At 34.0% G+C, this 19,394-nt stretch carries 15 protein-coding genes; 8 read left to right on the forward strand and 7 right to left on the reverse strand.

The window, feature by feature from the left end; genetic code table 11:
• Positions 1-37: 37 nt before the first annotated feature.
• Entirely contained in the window at positions 38-1,456 is a 1,419-nt protein-coding gene (locus HAW63_00785; GenBank protein ID MBE8162512.1) for a multicopper oxidase domain-containing protein, read from the forward strand.
• Positions 1,457-1,528: 72 nt separating this feature from the next.
• Here the strand turns inward: HAW63_00785 and HAW63_00790 are convergent, their stop codons facing one another.
• The 3 genes from HAW63_00790 to HAW63_00800 all read right to left on the reverse strand — a co-directional run bounded on the left by HAW63_00790 (position 1,529) and on the right by HAW63_00800 (position 7,961).
• The gene (locus HAW63_00790; protein MBE8162513.1) at positions 1,529-3,667 is read right to left on the reverse strand and encodes a bifunctional (p)ppGpp synthetase/guanosine-3',5'-bis(diphosphate) 3'-pyrophosphohydrolase; all 2,139 of its coding nucleotides are present in this window, start codon (positions 3,665-3,667) and stop codon (positions 1,529-1,531) included.
• A gap of 324 nt (positions 3,668-3,991) precedes the next feature.
• Positions 3,992-6,700 carry a hypothetical protein gene (locus HAW63_00795; GenBank protein MBE8162514.1) on the reverse strand — a complete coding sequence of 903 codons (2,709 nt, stop codon included), beginning with the start codon at positions 6,698-6,700 and terminating at the stop codon, positions 3,992-3,994.
• A gap of 79 nt (positions 6,701-6,779) precedes the next feature.
• Positions 6,780-7,961 (reverse strand): 23S rRNA (adenine(2503)-C(2))-methyltransferase RlmN, encoded by a 1,182-nt coding sequence (locus HAW63_00800; protein MBE8162515.1) that lies wholly within the window; start codon positions 7,959-7,961, stop codon positions 6,780-6,782.
• Between the two features lie 97 nt (positions 7,962-8,058).
• On the opposite strand from HAW63_00800, the gene HAW63_00805 reads away from it, so the two are divergent.
• From HAW63_00805 to HAW63_00825, 5 genes are all read left to right on the forward strand, one after another.
• Complete coding sequence (locus tag HAW63_00805) at positions 8,059-9,096, forward strand: glycosyltransferase family 4 protein (protein ID MBE8162516.1); 1,038 nt, start codon at positions 8,059-8,061, stop codon at positions 9,094-9,096.
• Positions 9,097-9,170: 74 nt separating this feature from the next.
• Positions 9,171-10,439 carry a Glu/Leu/Phe/Val dehydrogenase gene (locus tag HAW63_00810; GenBank protein MBE8162517.1) on the forward strand — a complete coding sequence of 423 codons (1,269 nt, stop codon included), beginning with the start codon at positions 9,171-9,173 and terminating at the stop codon, positions 10,437-10,439.
• The gene (locus HAW63_00815; protein MBE8162518.1) at positions 10,436-11,416 is read left to right on the forward strand and encodes a quinone-dependent dihydroorotate dehydrogenase; all 981 of its coding nucleotides are present in this window, start codon (positions 10,436-10,438) and stop codon (positions 11,414-11,416) included. Before HAW63_00810 ends, HAW63_00815 begins: the two co-directional genes overlap by 4 nt.
• 10 nt (positions 11,417-11,426) lie before the next feature.
• Positions 11,427-12,680 carry a glycosyltransferase family 4 protein gene (locus tag HAW63_00820; protein MBE8162519.1) on the forward strand — a complete coding sequence of 418 codons (1,254 nt, stop codon included), beginning with the start codon at positions 11,427-11,429 and terminating at the stop codon, positions 12,678-12,680.
• A 91-nt stretch (positions 12,681-12,771) separates the two neighbouring features.
• Entirely contained in the window at positions 12,772-13,050 is a 279-nt protein-coding gene (locus HAW63_00825; protein MBE8162520.1) for an integration host factor subunit beta, read from the forward strand.
• Here the strand turns inward: HAW63_00825 and bcp are convergent.
• Complete coding sequence (bcp, locus tag HAW63_00830) at positions 13,047-13,535, reverse strand: thioredoxin-dependent thiol peroxidase (GenBank protein MBE8162521.1); 489 nt, start codon at positions 13,533-13,535, stop codon at positions 13,047-13,049. The genes HAW63_00825 and bcp overlap by 4 nt on opposite strands.
• A gap of 136 nt (positions 13,536-13,671) precedes the next feature.
• Here bcp and HAW63_00835 point away from each other — a divergent pair, with 136 nt between their 5' ends.
• Complete coding sequence (locus tag HAW63_00835) at positions 13,672-14,223, forward strand: hypothetical protein (GenBank protein ID MBE8162522.1); 552 nt, start codon at positions 13,672-13,674, stop codon at positions 14,221-14,223.
• Complete coding sequence (gcvP, locus tag HAW63_00840) at positions 14,223-17,102, forward strand: aminomethyl-transferring glycine dehydrogenase (protein MBE8162523.1); 2,880 nt, start codon at positions 14,223-14,225, stop codon at positions 17,100-17,102. The genes HAW63_00835 and gcvP overlap by 1 nt, the downstream gene beginning before the upstream one ends.
• Here gcvP and udk read toward each other — a convergent pair.
• The 3 genes from udk to HAW63_00855 form a co-directional block, all read right to left on the reverse strand.
• Positions 17,099-17,728 carry a uridine kinase gene (udk, locus tag HAW63_00845; GenBank protein ID MBE8162524.1) on the reverse strand — a complete coding sequence of 210 codons (630 nt, stop codon included), beginning with the start codon at positions 17,726-17,728 and terminating at the stop codon, positions 17,099-17,101. The two genes, gcvP and udk, sit on opposite strands and share 4 nt — an antisense overlap.
• 45 nt (positions 17,729-17,773) lie before the next feature.
• Complete coding sequence (locus HAW63_00850) at positions 17,774-18,187, reverse strand: acyl-CoA thioesterase (protein MBE8162525.1); 414 nt, start codon at positions 18,185-18,187, stop codon at positions 17,774-17,776.
• Positions 18,188-18,257: 70 nt separating this feature from the next.
• Positions 18,258-19,157, reverse strand: a complete 900-nt coding sequence (locus HAW63_00855) for a tyrosine-type recombinase/integrase (GenBank protein MBE8162526.1) — start codon at positions 19,155-19,157, stop codon at positions 18,258-18,260.
• Positions 19,158-19,394 lie beyond the last annotated feature (237 nt).

Below are 19,394 nucleotides of genomic sequence, written 5' to 3' on the forward strand. Positions count from 1 at the left end.
TTCTAGACGCCATTTTTTTAAAACACTACTATACAGTATGGCAAAAATTACTGCTGTTTCTGCAGTGTTGCCTAAAAAATTATTACAAGCCGCAGAAAAGCCTTTGTTTACTAACCCCTACCATCTTCCTCCATTACTTTTAGGAAAAAAAGAAGGTAAAAAAGTATCTTTTCATTTAAACATTCAATCGGGGTTAAGCTCTATTTTAAGAAGCAAAAAAACAAAAACATGGGGAATTAACCAAGCCTTTTTAGGTGTTACCTTAAAAGTAAACAAGGGCGATCAAGTGCATGTTACTGTTAAAAACTCCTTAACAGAAACCACCACTTTGCACTGGCACGGTATGAAATTACCTGCTCACGCCGACGGAGGCCCACACCAACCCATTGCTCCCCTTAAAGAATGGAAAACCCATTGGAATATTATTCAACCGGCTGCCACTTTATGGTACCACGCTCATACTTCTCATAAAACGGGACAGCAAGTTTATAATGGCCTTGCTGGCATGCTCTTAATTGACGACAAAGACAGCCAAAAATTAAACCTGCCCTCTGAATATGGCGTGGATGATTTTCCAATTATGCTTTTAGACCGATCTTTTAATACTGATGGGTCTTTAGAGTATATTAAAAGTATGCATGATAGAATGCGAGGAAAAATGGGAACCCATATTTTAATTAATGGTGTTCACAAACCTGTTTTAAAAGTTAAAAAATCTTTAATTCGATTACGCTTACTAAACGCCTCTAATGCAAGGTTTTATCGCCTGCAGTTTAAAGACAATCGAATATTTAATATTATTGCCAGTGACGGCGGGTTATTAGAAAAACCCATTGCCTCTAATTCTATATTGCTTTCTCCTGGGGAAAGAGCAGAAATTATTGTTGAAGTTTTTCAAGGAAGCCTTCCTACATTAATTTATCGTGTTCAAGGCAGAAACGGTTTAAATCACGACTATGAACTTTTACAAATTAATACACAAAAAGTAACTCAAAGCAAAAAAACTCTTCCTAGCAAACTAGTTACTCATAAAAAAGAAAACGAAAAAAAAGCAACAACACACAGGCGCATGCAGTTGCAAATGCAAAGGCCAGCTTTTCGAGGCGACAGTATTTTTAAAATTAATAACAAAGCAATGGACATGAAAAGAATCGACGAGGTGGTTACGGCCGGTAGTTTAGAGGTTTGGAGCATTGAAAATCAATCTTCCATGCCACACCCCTTTCATATTCATAATGTTCAATTTAAAATTATTAGTAAAAGTGGTTCAGAAGTTTATGGACACGAACGGGGCTTTAAAGACACCGTATTAGTGAGGCCTAAAGAAACGATAAAAGTATTAATACGATTTCCTAAATACACCGATGAAAAATATCCCTATATGTATCATTGCCATATTTTAGAACATGAAGACCAAGGGATGATGGGTCAATTTATTCAAATTGCTTCAAAATAATACGCACAAAAATTTTTTAAAAGGCTATAGGGTTTAAAAGGCCAAGCCTTAGTTAAAAACAAAAATGGACACTTATAGCCTGTGGTCACGACTGACTTGAATAATACCCTTGATTTTTTTAATTTCTATTAAAAGTTTTTGTAAATCTTCTAAATTTTTAATTCGTATATCAAAGTAACTAACCGCTCTATTATCTAAGGTAGAGCTCGCTTTTAAGTTTTCTATATTTGCATCGGCTGCAGAAAATACATCACCCATTTTAGCTAAAATACCTGGTAAGTTAAAACTAACTATACACAAACGCACACGATGAGTAATATTCTCTGTTTTTTGATCCCAATTTACTTCTACATACCTACCAGAATCAATATTAAATGTTTTTTCACAATCGGCCCTATGAATACTAATGCCCCTGCCTACAGAAACAAAACCTACAATAGGATCGCCAGGAATAGGGTAACAACATTTAGCAAATCTTACTAAAATATCATTTTCTCCCCCTACCTGCACACCCGAACGATCTTTTTTACTTTTCTTAGTACTATTACTAGTTTCAATTTTTTTCTCTAAAGTTTCAATTTCTGAAGTGCTCTTAACCTGCTCTTCTTCTTTGGGAACTAAATCTTTGTAAACTAATGAAGACTCTAGCCTACCAAAACCTATCTTAACAAATAAATCTTCTAATTTTTGACAACCTTGTTTTTGTAAATACTCTGTAAAAGATACGCCTTCGGTATAACGAGACAGTCGCTGTGATTTTTTTCTAAAAAATCTTTCTAACATATCTTGCCCCACTTTTTGAGACATAATTCTTTGTTCTTTTTTAATAACCGTTCTAATCTGCCCTTTTGCTTTGCTAGTTACACAAAACTTTAACCAATCTTTAGAGGGGGCTTGGTTTTTAGAAGTTACCACTTCTACCGTGTCACCATTTTGTAAAACATAGCGTAAGGGAACCACTTTTTTATTTACACAGGCAGAAACAATATGGTTTCCCACATCGGTATGAATAGAATAGGCAAAATCAATGGGAGTTGCTCCCACTGGAAATTCTTTTACCTCCCCTTTGGGAGTAAATACATAAATCTCTGACTCTAAAAGGTCAGATTTCATATTTTCTAAAAATTCATCAGCATTATAAGTTTCTTGATTCATTTGAATTAGCTCTCTAAGCCAATTAAACTTTTTAGCCACATCGGCGGCGGGTGCATTTTTTGAATTAACATCTTGAGAATAAGAATTGGCTTTGTATTCCCAATGGGCAGCAATCCCCCACTCTGCTAATTCGTGCATTTCGTGAGTACGGATTTGCACCTCCACCCTTTCGCCATCATTACCAATTAAAGTGGTATGTAAACTTTGGTAATTATTTACTTTGGGCATAGCAATAAAATCTTTAAATCGCCCTGGGATAGGTCGCCATAAAGAATGGATAATCCCTAAAGTTTCATAACATTCTTTAATAGAACTTACACAAATCCTAAATGCTAAAATGTCGTAAATTTGCTCGTAGGGTAAGTTGCTAATTTTCATTTTTTTATAAATAGAATACAAATGTTTAAATCTTCCTTGAATATCAAAAGAAAAATCTACGCGGTTTTCTAAATTTTTTATTAAAGTGAGTTTAAAATTTTCAACATAACTTAAGCGATCTTTTCGCCTTTCTTTAGTTTTTTCTTTTAAAAAATGATATTCATCAGGGTGGGCATATTTTAAAGACAAATCTTCTAATTCTATTTTAATAGAACTCATACCTAACCTGCTAGCTAAAGGAGCATAAATATCTAAAGTTTCACTAGCAATTCTACCTTGCTTTTGAAAAGACATATAATTTAATGTGCGCATATTATGCAAACGATCGGCAAGCTTTACTAAAATTACTCTTACATCCGAACCCATAGCCACAATCATTTTTCTAATATTTTCTGCTTGCTTTTCGTGAGTGTGACGAAAATTTAATTTTGTAATTTTAGTCACACCCTCTACAATGCCCGCAACACTACTTCCAAAGACTTTAAGAATATCTTCTGTAGTAATTAAAGTGTCTTCCACAGTATCGTGTAAAAGGGCTGCAATAATACTGGCCACATCTAATTTTAGTTGTGCTAAAATATAGGCCACACCAATGGGGTGAGTAATATACTCTTCTCCACTACGACGAACCACACCTTCGTGAGCTTTTTGTGCCATTTGATAGGCTTTTTCTATCATGCCAATATCTTCTTCAGAATAAAAATTCTTTAGATATTGCAAAAGCACATCAAAAGACCCTGTGTCTTTTAGTTCTTTGTCGGTATCTTGTTGCTGTTGACCGGTTTTCACACATTACTTATCGGGTAAAAACCGAGAAAAATCAATAGGCTAGGAATTGCATCTTCAATATTAGCAAAATGCCATTAATGCGCCTTTAATTTGGTTCTTCTTGTTTTCAAATTTTTAAATAATGGGTAAAACTTTTTAAGTTTTTTGTAAATCCATAAGGTAAATAAGAAAAACGAGTAATTAATTAATAAAAAATATTTTGTATAAACCTTTTTAGTTAAATAATCCCCTACACATTACTTGCTTTTTTTCATTTAAGGCTTGCACTAGTTGCTTTTGCGCTATGACATATAAATTTTCTTTCAAGCCTCCATATTTAATAAACAATAATAATAGTTTCTGGTATTTGGGGTGAGCTATGACCTCAGGATGGGACAAAACAGCTTGTGCTAAAGCACCCATCTCCTTCCCCTTTTTAATATAGCTATCTATCCACCCAGTCCACTTGGGGTGAGCTATGGCCTTAGGTTTAGACAAAGCATATACTGCCAAATAACCCATATCCTTCCCCTTTTTAATATAGCTATCTATCCACTCAATCCACTTAGAATGAGCTCTGACCTCTGGCTTAGACAAAACATATACTGCCAAATAATGCATGCCTTCCCCTTTTTTAATATAGCTATCTATCCACCCAGCCCACTTGGGGTGAGTTATGACCTCAGACTTAGACAAAACAGAGTATGCCAAATAATGCATACCTTCCCCTTTTTTAATATAACTATCTATCCACCCAGCCCACTTGGGGTGAGCTATGGCCCTAGGCTTAAACAAAACAGATAATGCCAAAAACTTCAGATGCTCCCCTTTTTTAATATAACTATCTATCCACTCAATCCACTTGGGGTGAACTATGGCCTCGGGCTTAGACCAAGCATGTAGTGCCAAATAATCCATACCTTTTCCTTTTTTAATATAACTATCTATCCACTCAGTCCACTTGGGGTGAGCTATGACCTCAGGTTTAGACAAAACATATGTTCCCAAAAACTCCATTGCCTGCCCTTTGTTGATGTAGCTATCTATCCACCCAGCCCACTTGTGGTGAGCTATGACCTCAGGCTTAGACAAAATATATTTTGCCAAATTATTTACACTCTGCCCTTTGTTGATATAGCTATCTATTATAAAAAATAGCTGAGGCCAGTTAGCCCAATTCATTCGAGACAGTGCAGACATGCCCTTTTCTGTTACCCCTTCTTTCCATATTGCGTTAATTATATCTTTAGCGCTAAATTTAAAATTACCTTGATCTGCTGAATCCAGAAATTGTGAAAAATGTTTATTAGCTTCTTCATTAATCAATAATAAATTATTCTCTTTTATCTTTGGGTTATGAAATAAAACATCTATAGCATCATTAACACTAATAAACTTCCATTGTGCTTTTTTCATAGTTTTTTCTGAAAAAAAAGAAAACTTTAAAAATGGATTTTCTTTAACTTGTGTCTTAAAGCTATTAATAATTTTTTGATTAGGAGAAAAAACCACTCCCTGTCTGTGCTTTTTAAAATCATCATAAGACCCTTCAGAATTTTTTTGTTTTTTTAAAACTTCTTCTTGTAAAGGAATTGCAAAAAATGTTTGGTTAACTATTTTTAAACTTTGATTATACTTACTCATAGCTTCTTTGACTGTTGGAAACGAAGAATTTCCATTAAACCACTCAGGTTGTGCGAGTGTTAAATATTTTGCTTTAAATGCATCTTTATTTATAAATAAAGTATGCAGTGCCCAATCCACATGTTTGGCTGATAAATTAGCGCCTGTAATATCTTTTACATACAAAACTAAATCATTGTTTACTTTTACTAAATCTACACTCATATAACCAATGGCTTTTTTTTGTTTGTTTAAAATATAAAAAATGTACTCATAAGGGTGATAAGAGTTGGCCCATGTGGTTTTGGTTGAACAATCCCCACCTATACAACCACGGTAAGTGGATATAAAGGCTGGCACCTGAAGCAATGCCATTTTAAATTCATTTTTTACTGATTTAGATTCTCCATAAGAATTAATTATTTTATTTGTAGATTTAATTAATAACTTATCTTCTTTTATTGATAAAACTTTTTTTAAAAAACTATTAAAATTCTTTGGAAACACTTTTTCAATAACTTCTACATTACCATTAGTAATGGTAATTGCTTGTTTTGAATATAAAAACGATAATATAGATATTGTAGCCATTTTTTGCTCTACTGCTCTTGCCTTTTCTGCTATTAGCAAAAGCTCTTCGTAGCTTGTGTTAGAATTAAAACCAAAATCAGAATAACGAAATGTTTTATCAAATTTATTTTTATCAAAAGACATGTTTTTTAGCATTGGTAAAATATCTGTAGAATGACTGTTTTTAAATAATCTTTTCTTTTTCTCACCACTGATTGGCAAAGAAGAAATAATTCCTGAAATAAAGAAATTAAAAGAACCAATAGGGATTTTTGATTTTTTCTTTTCATTATTTATAAACTCAGCTGTTAAATGAAAATTCTTTATGGAATTTAAAAATTGATTATTAATAAATTTTTTTTGTAATAGCTTTTTTACTAAAACATTTAAAGTTTCTTTATTGCCATTACTTTTTTGATTATCAAACACTTCCCATAAATAAAGAAAATCTTGTGTTGCTACATCTTGTTTGTAAGAAGAATTTTTATCTAGTTCTACATACAAATTTTTTGTTAATTTCATATATTTTAGAATTAATTGTTTGCTAAGTTCGTCGCCACTATCTGTTTTATAGGTTTGATCTAAAAACATAGGTAAATTTTTTATTTTATGAGCTGTAACAAAAGCACCCGCACCTTCTAATAAAGATACTGGAATTCTATGCGCAGATATAGTGCTAGCAAAAACAGAGGAAACCTGAATGCTTAAAAATAGAACTAGTAAAAAAAGATGCTTTAAAAAAAACTGCATAAGTAATTATTGTGCAATTAGTAAGCCTAAAGGTGACTCAAACTGATGCAAAAGTCAGAGGGGCAAAATAGCCCTGCCATTAATGCATATTTTCATTTAAAGAAGTAAGCTGACCACAAGCTGCATAAATATCACTGCCCATACGCCGCCGCAATAGCACTTGAGCCCCTTTTTTATACAAAGCTTGATGAAATTTATCCACTGCTGATGCAGAGGGGGTTTCGTAATTTGACCCCGGGTGAGGGTTAAAAGGGATTAAGTTAATTTTACAAGGCACCCGTTTAGTAAGTGCATATAGCTCTTCTGCCGACTCCAAAGAATCAGTTATTCCTTTAAGTAATACATACTCAAAAGTGACTAACTCCCCGGTTTTTTTTACATAATCATTACAGGCATTAAGTAAAGTTTCTATATTCCACTTTTTGTTAATGGGCATAATGCTAGTTCTAATATTATCATTAGAGGCGTTTAAACTTACAGCCAATCTAACGCCAGCCTTTACCACTAAAGGAATTTTATCCACCAAACCCACCGTGGAAAGAGTAATTTTTTTTCCAGAATAATTAAAGCCCAACTGTTCTTTTAATATAGAAATACTGTTAAATACATTTTCTTCATTGTCTAAGGGTTCGCCCATTCCCATAAAAACAATATTACCAATAGGAGCATGGGCGTGTAAGCTGGCTTGCCAAGGAATAATATCTTCTAGATTTTTTGCTTTATTTTCTTCAAGCCATAGCTTTTGGTTTTTTGGCTGACCTGGGGCATCGACAAATAACTTTTGTCCAGTAAGTTTTAATAAATCATATAAAATTTCGGGCCGTGCAAATAAAAATTGTCGCAATAAAAAAACCTGCCCCACAATTTCAGAAACCTTTAAGCGTCTTTTTAATTTTTGCTTTCCAGTAAAACAAAAGTCACAAGCTAAATTACAACCCACCTCTGAAGAAAGACAAATGGTTAATCTTCCTTTAGAGGGAATTAAAACACTTTCGAAAGGAAGCCCATCGCTGGTGTTTAATAAAAATTTTAAAGTGCCATCTTTGCTTAACCAATGCTTTACTATTTTTGGTAAATGCCATGAAAAATACTCAGGTATTTGCGCTTGAAAACCTTGAGAAAGGTCAGACATTTCTTGTGTATTTACTATGGATTTTTGATACACCCACTTCCAAAGCTGTTTTGAGCGAAAGGCTTTATGCCCCTTTGCCTCTAAATAAGCCGTTAACTGTGGTAATGTTAAGTCGAAGAAATTAGGCATAGTTTATACTCTGTACTCTACTAGACTAATAAAGCCAAGTATAATAGCCTAAGGTTATAAAATTTATAACCCTTTCCTGCATTAAGGAAGTGCAAAAATGATTGTTAACTTTATTTCGGGCAAAGACCTTGGCGGGCCAAAGCAGTCCTTTATTTTATACAGCAAAGCTTTACAAAAAATATACTCCCCCATTTGTTCTGTTATTCGCAAAGGAGCATTATTAAAACCCTTAATGGACGAGCAAAACATAAAGACTATAGAGCTAAATTATCTTCGTTTAAATTTTTGGCCATTTAAATATTGGGCTATAAACAAAATTAAAAAACAACTAAAACCCTTGCTTCCAAAAATTATTTTTGTACACAAAGCCTTAGACCTTCCTTTAGTGGTGGCCGCTTTACCAAAAACAAAAGTCATTGGCGTGATACATAGTTTTTCGGCCTCTAACATAGAATATGCTGACGCTTTAATTGCTGTTTCAGAAAAAGTAAAACAATTTTTAATAAATAAAAATTATAAAAAACCCATTTATGTTATTCCTAATATCACTGTAGCAGAAGCTTTTCCCTCTCCAAAAAATAAAGCTTTACCTTCTGTGCCAGTTATTGGGGCGATGGGTGTTTTTAGAAGAACAAAAGGCTTTCACACTTTAATTAAAGCGCTATTTTTACTTAAAAAAAAGAATGTGCCCTTTCAGGCAGTTATTGCTGGTAAGGGAAAGCTTTACTATTACTTACAGTATTTAAGGTGGAGGTATAATTTACAAGATCAGCTTTTACTTAAGTCTTGGATTGCTAATAAAAATAAAACGGCCTTTTTAGACAGTATTGATTTATATGTTCTTTCTTCTAAATTAGAAACTTTTGGAATGGTAATTATCGAAGCTATGGCACGAAAAAAACGAGTTATTGCCACAAAGTGTGGTGGCCCTGAAGAAATTCTTACCGATGCTGTAAATGGTTATTTAATTCCTAAAAAAAATAGTTTAGCTTTAGCTAATAAATTAGAGCACTTAATTAAAAACCCTCAAGTATCACAAGATATACCCGAAAAAGCTTACCAAAGTATTCTAAACAACTATAGTCTAGAAGTTTTAACCAACCACCTACAAAACTTACTCCGTATTTATTTATAAAAATATAATAATTTACTAGATTTTTAAAACAATCTAAGATAGTTTTTAAGGATTAGAAACAAATATGTAAAATTATTGGACTAGTTATGAAAAATATTTACGCCACCCCTTTTTACGCTAATATAATAAAAAATTTAGAAAAAGCCTCTAAGGTACATAGTACCAAAACGGCAACTATACAGCGATTAAAATTTCCCAAAAGATGCATTGTTGTTTCGATTCCCATAAAAATGGATGACGGGCATATGCAAATTTTTGATGGATATAGAGCACAGCACAGTCAAACATTAGGCCCTTTTAAGGGAGGTGTGCGCTTTCACCAAGATGTTAACCTTGCAGAAACGGTATCTTTATCTTGCTTAATGACTTTAAAAAACTCTTTGTTAGGTCTTCCTTTAGGAGGCGCAAAGGGAGGAGTTGCCGTTGATCCAAAATCTTTATCCTTAGGCGAGCTAGAACGATTAACACGAGGTTACACCTCTGCCATTGGTCCTTTTATTGGGCCAGATAAAGATATTCCAGCCCCTGATGTGGGTACGGATTCGCAAACTATGGCTTGGATGTTAGATACCTATTCTACAGAATCAGGATTTTCGCAAACCGGCATTGTTACTGGAAAACCCTTAGCCATTGGAGGCTCTAAAGGAAGAGAGGCCGCTACCGGTTTAGGCGTAATTTTAAATATACAAAAAGTTTTAGAAAAGCAAAATAAATCCGTCGAAGACAGTAGCTTAGCCATTCAAGGTTTTGGTAAGGTGGGAATGCACGCAGCTATTGAGGCCCATAGAATTGGCCTAAAAGTGGCGGCCATCAGTGATGTATCCACAGCCTTATATGATCCTAATGGCTTAAACATACCCGAACTAGTAGCTTTAACTAAGCAAAAAAAATTATTAAAAGACTACCCTCATGCGAAAAAAATTTCTAACGAAGAGCTATTAATTTTACCCGTAGATATTTTAGCACCTTGCGCATTAGACGGCGTTATTCATTCAGGCAACATGGAAAAAATTCAAACGAAAATTATTGTGGAGGGGGCCAACGGACCAACCACATCTAAAGCGAGTACTTATTTGTTTAAAGAAAAACAAGTGATTATTATCCCTGACATTTTAGCAAATGGTGGCGGAGTTGTTGTAAGTTACTTTGAGTGGGTTCAAGATATCGTATGGTTGTTTTGGTCAGAAGAAGAAGTAAAGTCTAAACTAAAAATGATTATAGACCGATGTTTTGACCGCGTTTGGGATTGTGCTCATAAACATAAAATAGATGTTAGAACTGCAGCTATTGCCACAGCCCTAAAACGATTAGAAAAAGCTATGCTCTTGCGAGGGCAAATTTGAAGCCTTGGCTGTATTTACCTGCTAGTATTAGTCAAAAATTATTTTCTGTAGGAATAAAACTCTATTCCTTTTTTTGTTCAAAAAAACCCTTAAAATGGAACAAGCTAGAGTGGAAAGGCTTAAGCTTTCCCAACCCCCTTGGCATTGCAGGGGGCGTGGATAAAAATGCAACATTATTAAAACAATGGCCGCACTTAGGTTGTGGTTTTGTCGAAGTGGGCACAGTAACTCCTCTTTCACAAACCGCTAATGCTGGAAAAATTATTGCTCGAAACAACAAAGCCCTTTCTTTATGGAACCACATGGGCTTTCCCAACAAAGGCTTAGATAATTTACAAAAACAATTAAAAAAAAATATACCCTACCCCATACCTCTTTTAATCAATGTTGGTAAAAACAGAAGTACTCCCTTACAACAAGCCCATAAGGATTACATAAAATGTATGCATCAACTACAAGACTATGCAGATATTTTTGTCATTAATATTAGCAGCCCCAATACAGAAAGCTTACGAGAACTTTTTTTAAAAGATAATTTAAAAAGTTTTTTACAAAATTGCCTACAAAATAAAACCAAACCCACTTTGTTAAAAATTAGCCCTGATTTGTCGCAAAAAGAACTAGAGTATGTTTTAGATGTCTCTTGCCTTCTTTCTATTGATGGGTGGGTTGTGTCTAACACCATGCAATCTTTAAATGAAAAATTACACTTTCCCCTTCATAAGGGAGGAGTCTCTGGACTAGCTTTAGCACAAAAGGCTAAGTTACAGCTACAACACACTATAGAATACTTAACCAAGATACAGCAAAGAAAAGGTAAGCTTCTTATCTCTGTGGGAGGAATTTCTTCGGCCCTTGATATTAAAGAACGATTAAATATGGGCGCAGATTTGGTACAAGTTTACAGTGCTTTAGTCTTTCAAGGCCCTTCATTTTTCAAAAAAATAGACAAAAACATAAAAAAACCTTTATTATAAGACAATACTTATGTGGCCTTATAAAAAAAAAATTATTCCTAAAAAACTGCACATCTGCATGATTGCTAAAAATTTTCCTATATTGGGAATGACAGGTACTCATAGTTTTTTATGGCCTCTTGCAAGAAAAATAGTTGGCCTGGGCCACTCGGTAAGTGTTATTTCTTGGAAAAATTCACAAGGCAAAACCCATTTAGATCAAGATGGTGTTCGTGCGTATTTTTTAGGACACATTTATGAAAAAGTATCTTTAAAGCATTTTCCTGCTCTTTGCCATAAACAATTTTTACAACTACATAAAATTCATAAATTAGATATTGTTCATAGCATAGATAAAACAGGTATCTTAATTGCTAAAAATAAAAGCCGATATAAAATTCCTGTAATTTTTGATATAGAAGCCACGGCCATATCGCAATATTTATTTTTAGCCTCGTTAAGCCAAGACAATATCCGTAGCTTTATTAAAATACACTTTAATTTACTGTATCGCTTTGTTATAAATTTTTTCCGATATGACAGAGAACTATTAAAGCAAGCCAGTGCAGTATTTGTAAGTAGCTCGCTACAAAGAAGTATTTTAGAACGCTACTTTTTCTTTCCCGACTATCACACCTACCTAGTTCCCTATGGATTAGATGTGCAAGATTTTTCTTTGCAACCCAAACCTCCCCTATTACAAGAAAAACTTTTAATACCTAAGCAATCCAAAATTTTACTAACCATTAGTAATATGTCCGAGCTGGCGGGAATGCAAAATTTACTAAAATCTTTTACTAAAGTAGCTATTCAAAAACCTAGCACCCGTTTAATTATTATTGGTAGCGGACCTAATTATAATAATATTCAACGCTTAATTTTAGATTTAGCCTTAGGAGACCATGTTCTTCTTATGGGCCAAGTGCCCAACTTAGAACTAATGGACTACATTGCTTTATCAGATGTTTTTATAAGTTTAACCCCCCATTCTTCGGGCTTTGACCCTAATTTAATTAATGCTATGGTACAAAAAAAAATTGTAATAGGCGCGGATATCAATCCCATATCTTCTTTAATAAAAAACAATGTTAATGGCTTTTTAACTAAACCCTCTGACACAAACACTTTAAGCAAGCACCTTCTAGCCTCGGTTTTTGATACCGAATCTACTTTAACACTAAGAGATAAGGCGCAAAGCACTGTGCATAAATTATTTGATCTTAATAAAATGGCTCAACAAACCATAGATGCTTATCGCAATGTATTAAAAAAACACCCTTTATAAATATAAGCCTACTAACTAAAGACTAGAATTAGCTTTTTTTTCTTTTGCTCATCGACCCATTCTCCACTAATATATACTTATGAAAAATTCTATTACTAAATCAGAACTTACAAAAAAATTGGCACAAAAAGCTAATGTCACTTATGTAAAAGCCGATTTAATTGTAAACAGTATTTGCCAAAAAATGATTGATTCTCTTTTGGAGGGAAAACGCATTGAAATACGAGGGTTTGGTAGCTTTATTATTAAACACTACAAAGCCTATCAAGGAAGAAATCCTAGAACTGGAGAGCTAATTCATATTGCCGAAAAAAAGCTTCCTTTTTTTAAAGCAGGAAAAGAGTTAAGAAATAAACTAAATGCTAATTAGTTTTGACTAATCCAATTAAAAACATCTTCGTGATGCGTTTTGGTTTTTACTTTTTCTATAATATGTTTTAATTTTCCATCCTTGCCAATAATAAAAGTTATTCTATTAACTCCCATATACTCCCTACCCATAAATTTTTTTAAACCCCATACCCCATACTTTTCTGCTACTGCGTGATCCATATCTGAAAGCAAATCAAAATTGAGATTTTGCTTTTCTTGAAATTTGACTAAAGATTTAACTGGGTCTGGACTTAATCCAAAAACTACTACATCTTTGGCCGCAAATTGCTTTTTAAAGTCACGAATGCCCTTTGCCTGTACAGTACAGCCAGGAGTCATAGCTTTAGGGTAAAAGTACAATACTACGGTTTTTTGGTTATAAAAATCTTTTAAACTTATTTTTTCTTCGTCTTGATTAAATAAAGAAAACAATGGTGCTTTATTTCCAATTTTTGGTAATTTAAGATCGTCTACATTAGCCATAAAGCCTCCTTTTAGCACACTTTGCAATGGATTGCCCTATAGTTGTACCCTAGCCTTTGTATTGTGCAATAAAATTTACTCCTTCTTGACAAAAAAAGTACTTTTTATTAAACCTACAGATAAATAAGGGGAAAAAATGCAAAAAAAAAGAATTCAAAAAATTACTACAGAGCTATTTTCTTTAATTAACAATAAAGAAGCTAAAAAAGAAATTCAAAAAATTTCTAAAAATCTAAATAAAATTAAAAAAAATTTAGAAAAAGACTTTCAAAAAAAATCTAACAAAGTAAAAAAGTTATTTAAAGAAACTCATAAAGTAAATATAGGCCCTATACAAACTAGCTTCATTCCTTCAAAAGTATATAAAAAAATAACTAAAGAAGCAGAACAAGTTTATGTTAACGGTAATGCAGAAATAAACAAAATTTTAAAATTATCTAAAAAAGAAACGCAAAATAAAATTAATCAAGCCATGGTTATACAAGATTTAGTAGATGCTAAAATTAAAAAGCTTATGGATAAATTATCAAAAACTACTAAGAAGAAAGCTAGCGCTAAAAAGAAAGCTACTAAAAAGAAATCCAGTACTAAAAAGAAAACTACTAAGAAGAAAGCTAGCACTAAAAAGAAAGCTTCTAAGAAAAAAACTAGTACTAAAAAGAAATCTTCAGCAAAGAAAAAAAAGTAATGATAACTCGCCACATAGGCCCTAGCAAAAAAGAAACACAACAAATGTTAGAGGAGCTTGACTCCTCTTCATTAGATGAATTAATTAAAAAAAACTTACCTAAAGACATTTTATCCTCTGTTGAGGATAAAAGCAGTTTGTCAGAATTAGATTTTTTAAAATACGCTAGGTACATTGGTTCTAAAAATACCGTTTGGCGTAATTATATAGGCCAAGGCTATTACCCTAGTTTTTTACCTCCTGTTATACAAAAAAATATTTTATCTAACCCTAGCTGGTACACCGCCTACACTCCTTATCAGGCAGAAATTTCCCAAGGCCGATTAGAGGCTTTATTTAATTTTCAAACTATGGTGACCGAGCTTACAGGTATGGATATTTGCAATGCTTCTTTGCTAGATGAGGCCACCGCAGCTGCCGAAGCCATTAGCATGGCGTGGAATATTGCACGGCAAAAAAAACACACAGCCTTTATTGATAAGTCCATTTTTTCTCAAAGCCTTGCGGTAGTAAAAACACGCAGTAAAGCTTTGGGTATAAAACTAATTATTGATGATATTAAAAACTTTACCCAGCATGACGACGATTTTTTTGCAGTGCTAGTGCAAAACCCTAATTCCAAAGGAGAGGTAAATAATTTAAAAAACTTAAAGGCTTCTTTTAAAGATCCAAAAACGGCATTACTTTTAGGGGTAGATTTACTAAGCCTAAATTTGCTAAGCTCCCCCCTCCAATGGAAGGCCGATATTGTTTTTGGAACAACGCAAAGGTTTGGATTAGCTTTAGGTTTTGGAGGCCCACACTCTGCATTTATTTCTTGCAAAGACCAATATAAACGACAACTCCCTGGCCGATTAATTGGCTTATCTAAAGATAAGTGGGGAAATCCTGCTTTAAGAATGGCCTTACAAACTAGAGAGCAACATATTCGTAGAGAAAAAGCGACCAGTAATATTTGCACCTCGCAAGTGTTACTAGCGGTGTTGTCTTCTATGTATGCTGTTTATCATGGGCCAAAAGGTTTAAAAGCTATTGCGCAAAATATTCATACTAAAACGAAACAACTGGCGTCTCAACTTACGCAATTAAATTATGTAATTAATAATACTTATTTTTTTGACACACTAAATATTTTGGTTACTCCACAAGAGCAGCAAAATATTAAAACGCACTTAGATAAACACCAAATTAATTTTTATTTTCCCTCTAACACAGAAATACAAATTTCTATAGACGAATTAATTACAGAAAAAGAAATGGAAGAAATTTTTCATATTTTTTCTAGAGAAAGCTTTACTCAAAAAAAGGGCGAGAAACATGCCTTTGACGAAAGTCACCTTCCTGTTAGTCAAAAATATCAGCAAATTTTATTAAACACTTCTTTTGAAACTTGGAATTGGAGTTCTGATTTACAAAGAACCGACTTGGTTTTACAACAACGCGTTTTTAACTCTTATCATTCCGAAACACAAATGATGAGATATATTAAATCTTTAGAAAAAAAAGACTTAGCTTTAAATCACTCTATGATTCCACTAGGGTCTTGTACTATGAAATTAACCTCTGCGACTTCGCTAGAGCCTTTATCGTGGCCTCAATGGAGCGACATACACCCCTTTGCTCCTTTGGAACAAGCCAAGGGCTATTTACAAATGATTAAAGAATTAGAAACTATGCTATGCCAGTTAACAGGTCTTGATGCTTGCTCTGTACAACCCAATTCGGGAGCACAGGGTGAATTTGCAGGATTGTTAACCATTGCGGCTTACCATAAAAAAAATAATAACCATCAAAGAAATATTTGTTTAGTTCCCCAATCTGCTCACGGAACCAATCCTGCAAGTGCAAATATGGCGGGAATGAAAGTGGTTATTATTAACTGTGACCAAAAAGGCAATATTGATGTTGAGGATTTAAAAACAAAAGCCCAAGAACATAAAAGCACTTTAGCGGCATTAATGATTACCTATCCCTCCACTCACGGAGTTTTTGAAGAAAGCATTATAGACATTTGCAAAATTATTCATGACAATGGTGGGCAAATTTATTTAGATGGCGCTAACATGAATGCTTTAATTGGTATTTCTAAACCTGCACTATGGCCTATTGATGTTTGCCATCTTAACTTACATAAAACTTTTTCTATACCTCATGGAGGGGGAGGGCCAGGCGTCGGCCCTATTTTAGTGCGTAAACATTTACAAAATTTTTTGCCTTCTCACCCTGTACATAATCCCAATTCTTATAATGAAGATTTAAAAGATACCCATTGTGTTAGCGCAGCCCCTTGGGGAAGTGCTAGTGTTTTAACTATTTCTTGGGCCTATTTATTAATGCTTGGGTTTAAAGGTATAAAACAATCTACAAAAATAGCTATTTTAAATGCTAACTATATGGCTAAAAAATTAGCAAAACATTTTTCTATTTTATATACAGGAAAAAATAATTTTGTAGCCCACGAGTGCATTATTGACTGTCGCGACTTTCCAGAAAAGTACGGAGCTAGTATTGAAGACATTGCTAAACGCTTAATGGATTACGGCTTTCACTCCCCCACAATGGCATGGCCTGTTGCGGGAACTTTAATGATCGAACCCACAGAAAGTGAAAGCAAACAAGAAATGGACCGCTTTATACAAGCCTTATCTTCTATAAAAAAAGAAATGCAAGATCAACCCGAGCTAGTAACCAATGCCCCTCATACTTTAAGTGAAATAACCAAAGACGAATGGAATTATAAATACTCTAGAACGCAAGCTGCATATCCTTTACCATGGGTAAAAGACAATAAATTTTGGCCCTCTGTAGGGCGCATTGACCAAGCCTATGGAGATAAAAATTTAATTTGCGCTTGCCCTTCGGTGGATAGTTACACTTAGGGAATCTGGGGGTCTGACCCTCTATTTAATTGCAAAACCACTTCGTTTATTTTTTTTTCAAAATCACTAACGCTAACGATAATATTAGCAAAAGTTTTAGAGGGCTCTACAAATTGATTATGCATGGGGGCCACTTGATTAATAAACTGTTCCCTTACCCCCTCTTCTGTTCTACCCCTTTCTACAACATCACGACTTAACCGTCTTTTTAAACGAAGATCTTCATTGCAATCTACAAAAATTAGTAAATCACTAATCTTTCTAATTTCTTTTTGAGCCATTACTAAAGTACCCTCTACAATTAAAATGGGCTTGGGTGAAAAAGTGCGGGCTACCGCCTGCCTAGTGTGAGTAACAAAATCATAAACGGGAGTTTTAACATTTTCTCCATTTTTTAAAGAACAAATATGTTTTAACAGTAACGAAAAATCCAAAGACCGAGGGTGATCAAAATTTACACTTTTACCATCTCCATCAAACTGCTGACTTTGATCCACATAGTAATTATCTTGACTCAAAATTTGTACATTCTCTGTACCTATTTTTTTTAAAAGTGCATTAGAAAAAGTGCTTTTTCCTGCACCACTACCTCCACTAATAACAACAATATAAAATGACTTGTGCATATTTATTTCTTGGGTTTTTTATATGGATTAAAAATATTTTGTGGATTATTTGTATTCATCAGTAATGCTTCGTGGTTTTCTGTTAGAATAAATAGAAACATAGGTAAAAACCCCCTCTGTAACTTTAACTCTTTTGCTTTCGTATTGTCGGCTGGCCCACGCCTCTATATGTATGGTAATAGAGGTGTTTCCTGTTTTTAATAATTTTACATAACAGCAAAGTGTATCTCCAACAAATACTGGCAATAAAAAAGTCATAGAATTTACACCGATGGTTACCACTCTTCCTTTGGCAATTTTTTTTGCTATTAAAGACCCTGCCAAATCCATGGCCGACAACACCCATCCGCCAAACATATCGCCATCAGGATTAGTGTCGGCGGGCATAGCTACCACACGAGTGCTTAGGGTTAATTCGGAATAATCATTATTGGTGTTTTCTGTATTTGTATCTTGCATAACTTCCTTTTATTTTTTTAGTTTGGTTTTTAATTTAGTTTTTTATTTTTTTAGTTTGGGTTTTAATTTTTTATTTTTTCATTTTAGCTAAAGGGTGGTGGGCGTTTAATTCTTTTTCTGCCTGCTTATAAGAAACACTAGTATAAATTTGTGTAGTTTGTAAACTAGAATGACCCAATAATATTTGAATCGAACGCAAATCTGCTCCTGCATTTAATAAAGCCGTTGCGCAACCATGGCGAAACTTATGCGGACTTACTGCCGAAATATCTAAATGCGATTTTAAAGCCCATGCCTTTAACCACCGCCAAACATCCACCCGACTTAAACGATTGCCTCGATTATTTACCAACAAGGCTTCTTCTTTTTTCTTAGCTAACTGGTTTCTGCTATTTTGTAAATACAAATTAACCTGCTTTAACACACTGTCTATTAAAGGTAGCAATCGTTGTTTAGCTCCCTTGCCTGTTACGATTAAAGAAGCGTCGGTTTCTTTAAAGTCATACAAATTAACATTAATTAATTCGCTTACTCTACAACCCAAACCAAACAGTAAAATTAATAGCGTTTGGTTTCTAATGGTTTTGGCTTTGCTTTCTACTTGAGCCGATTGTAATAAAGTTTGAAAATCAGCAAAAGATAAAGCTTTAGGTAAAGTCACTGTTACTTTTGGCAATTGTAAACTACGCAACTCGGGAGCTTTGTCGCCCTGCTTTTCGCAGAAACGAAAATAACTTCTTACACTGCTAATTACTCTCGCTTGCGACCTTGTGCTTAATTGTTTTTTACTTAAAAAATAAGAAAACTGACTAATGTCTTTTTTTAAAGCTATAAACTCCACATACATTTCTAAATCACGCCGGTAAGCCAAAACCGTATTGTTAGCCCGCCCTCTTATATTTTGGAGGTCATCAAAAAACTCTACCCAATATTTTAACGCTTTTGTTTGTGACTGCTGTTGTGAGTTCATTATGTAGAAATATTATGTTACAATCCTAACGAGGTCAACCTTACCCAATTTAGAGGAACAGACCTCTTGGGGCCAGACCCCTTAGGGGGTAGTCCCTTAGGGGGTAGTCCCTCCTTCGCCTTGCTACTGCCTTTGTCTCGCTTAGAATTGCACTTGCGCTTTTTGAAAAAACTTGTTATTTATTTGCTTGCTTAATAAAAGTATTTATTTGCTTGCTTGCTTAATAAAAGTAAATGT

The sequence above is a fragment of the Pseudobdellovibrionaceae bacterium genome (genome assembly GCA_015163855.1).
GTDB lineage: Bacteria > Bdellovibrionota > Bdellovibrionia > Bdellovibrionales > UBA1609 > JAAOIH01.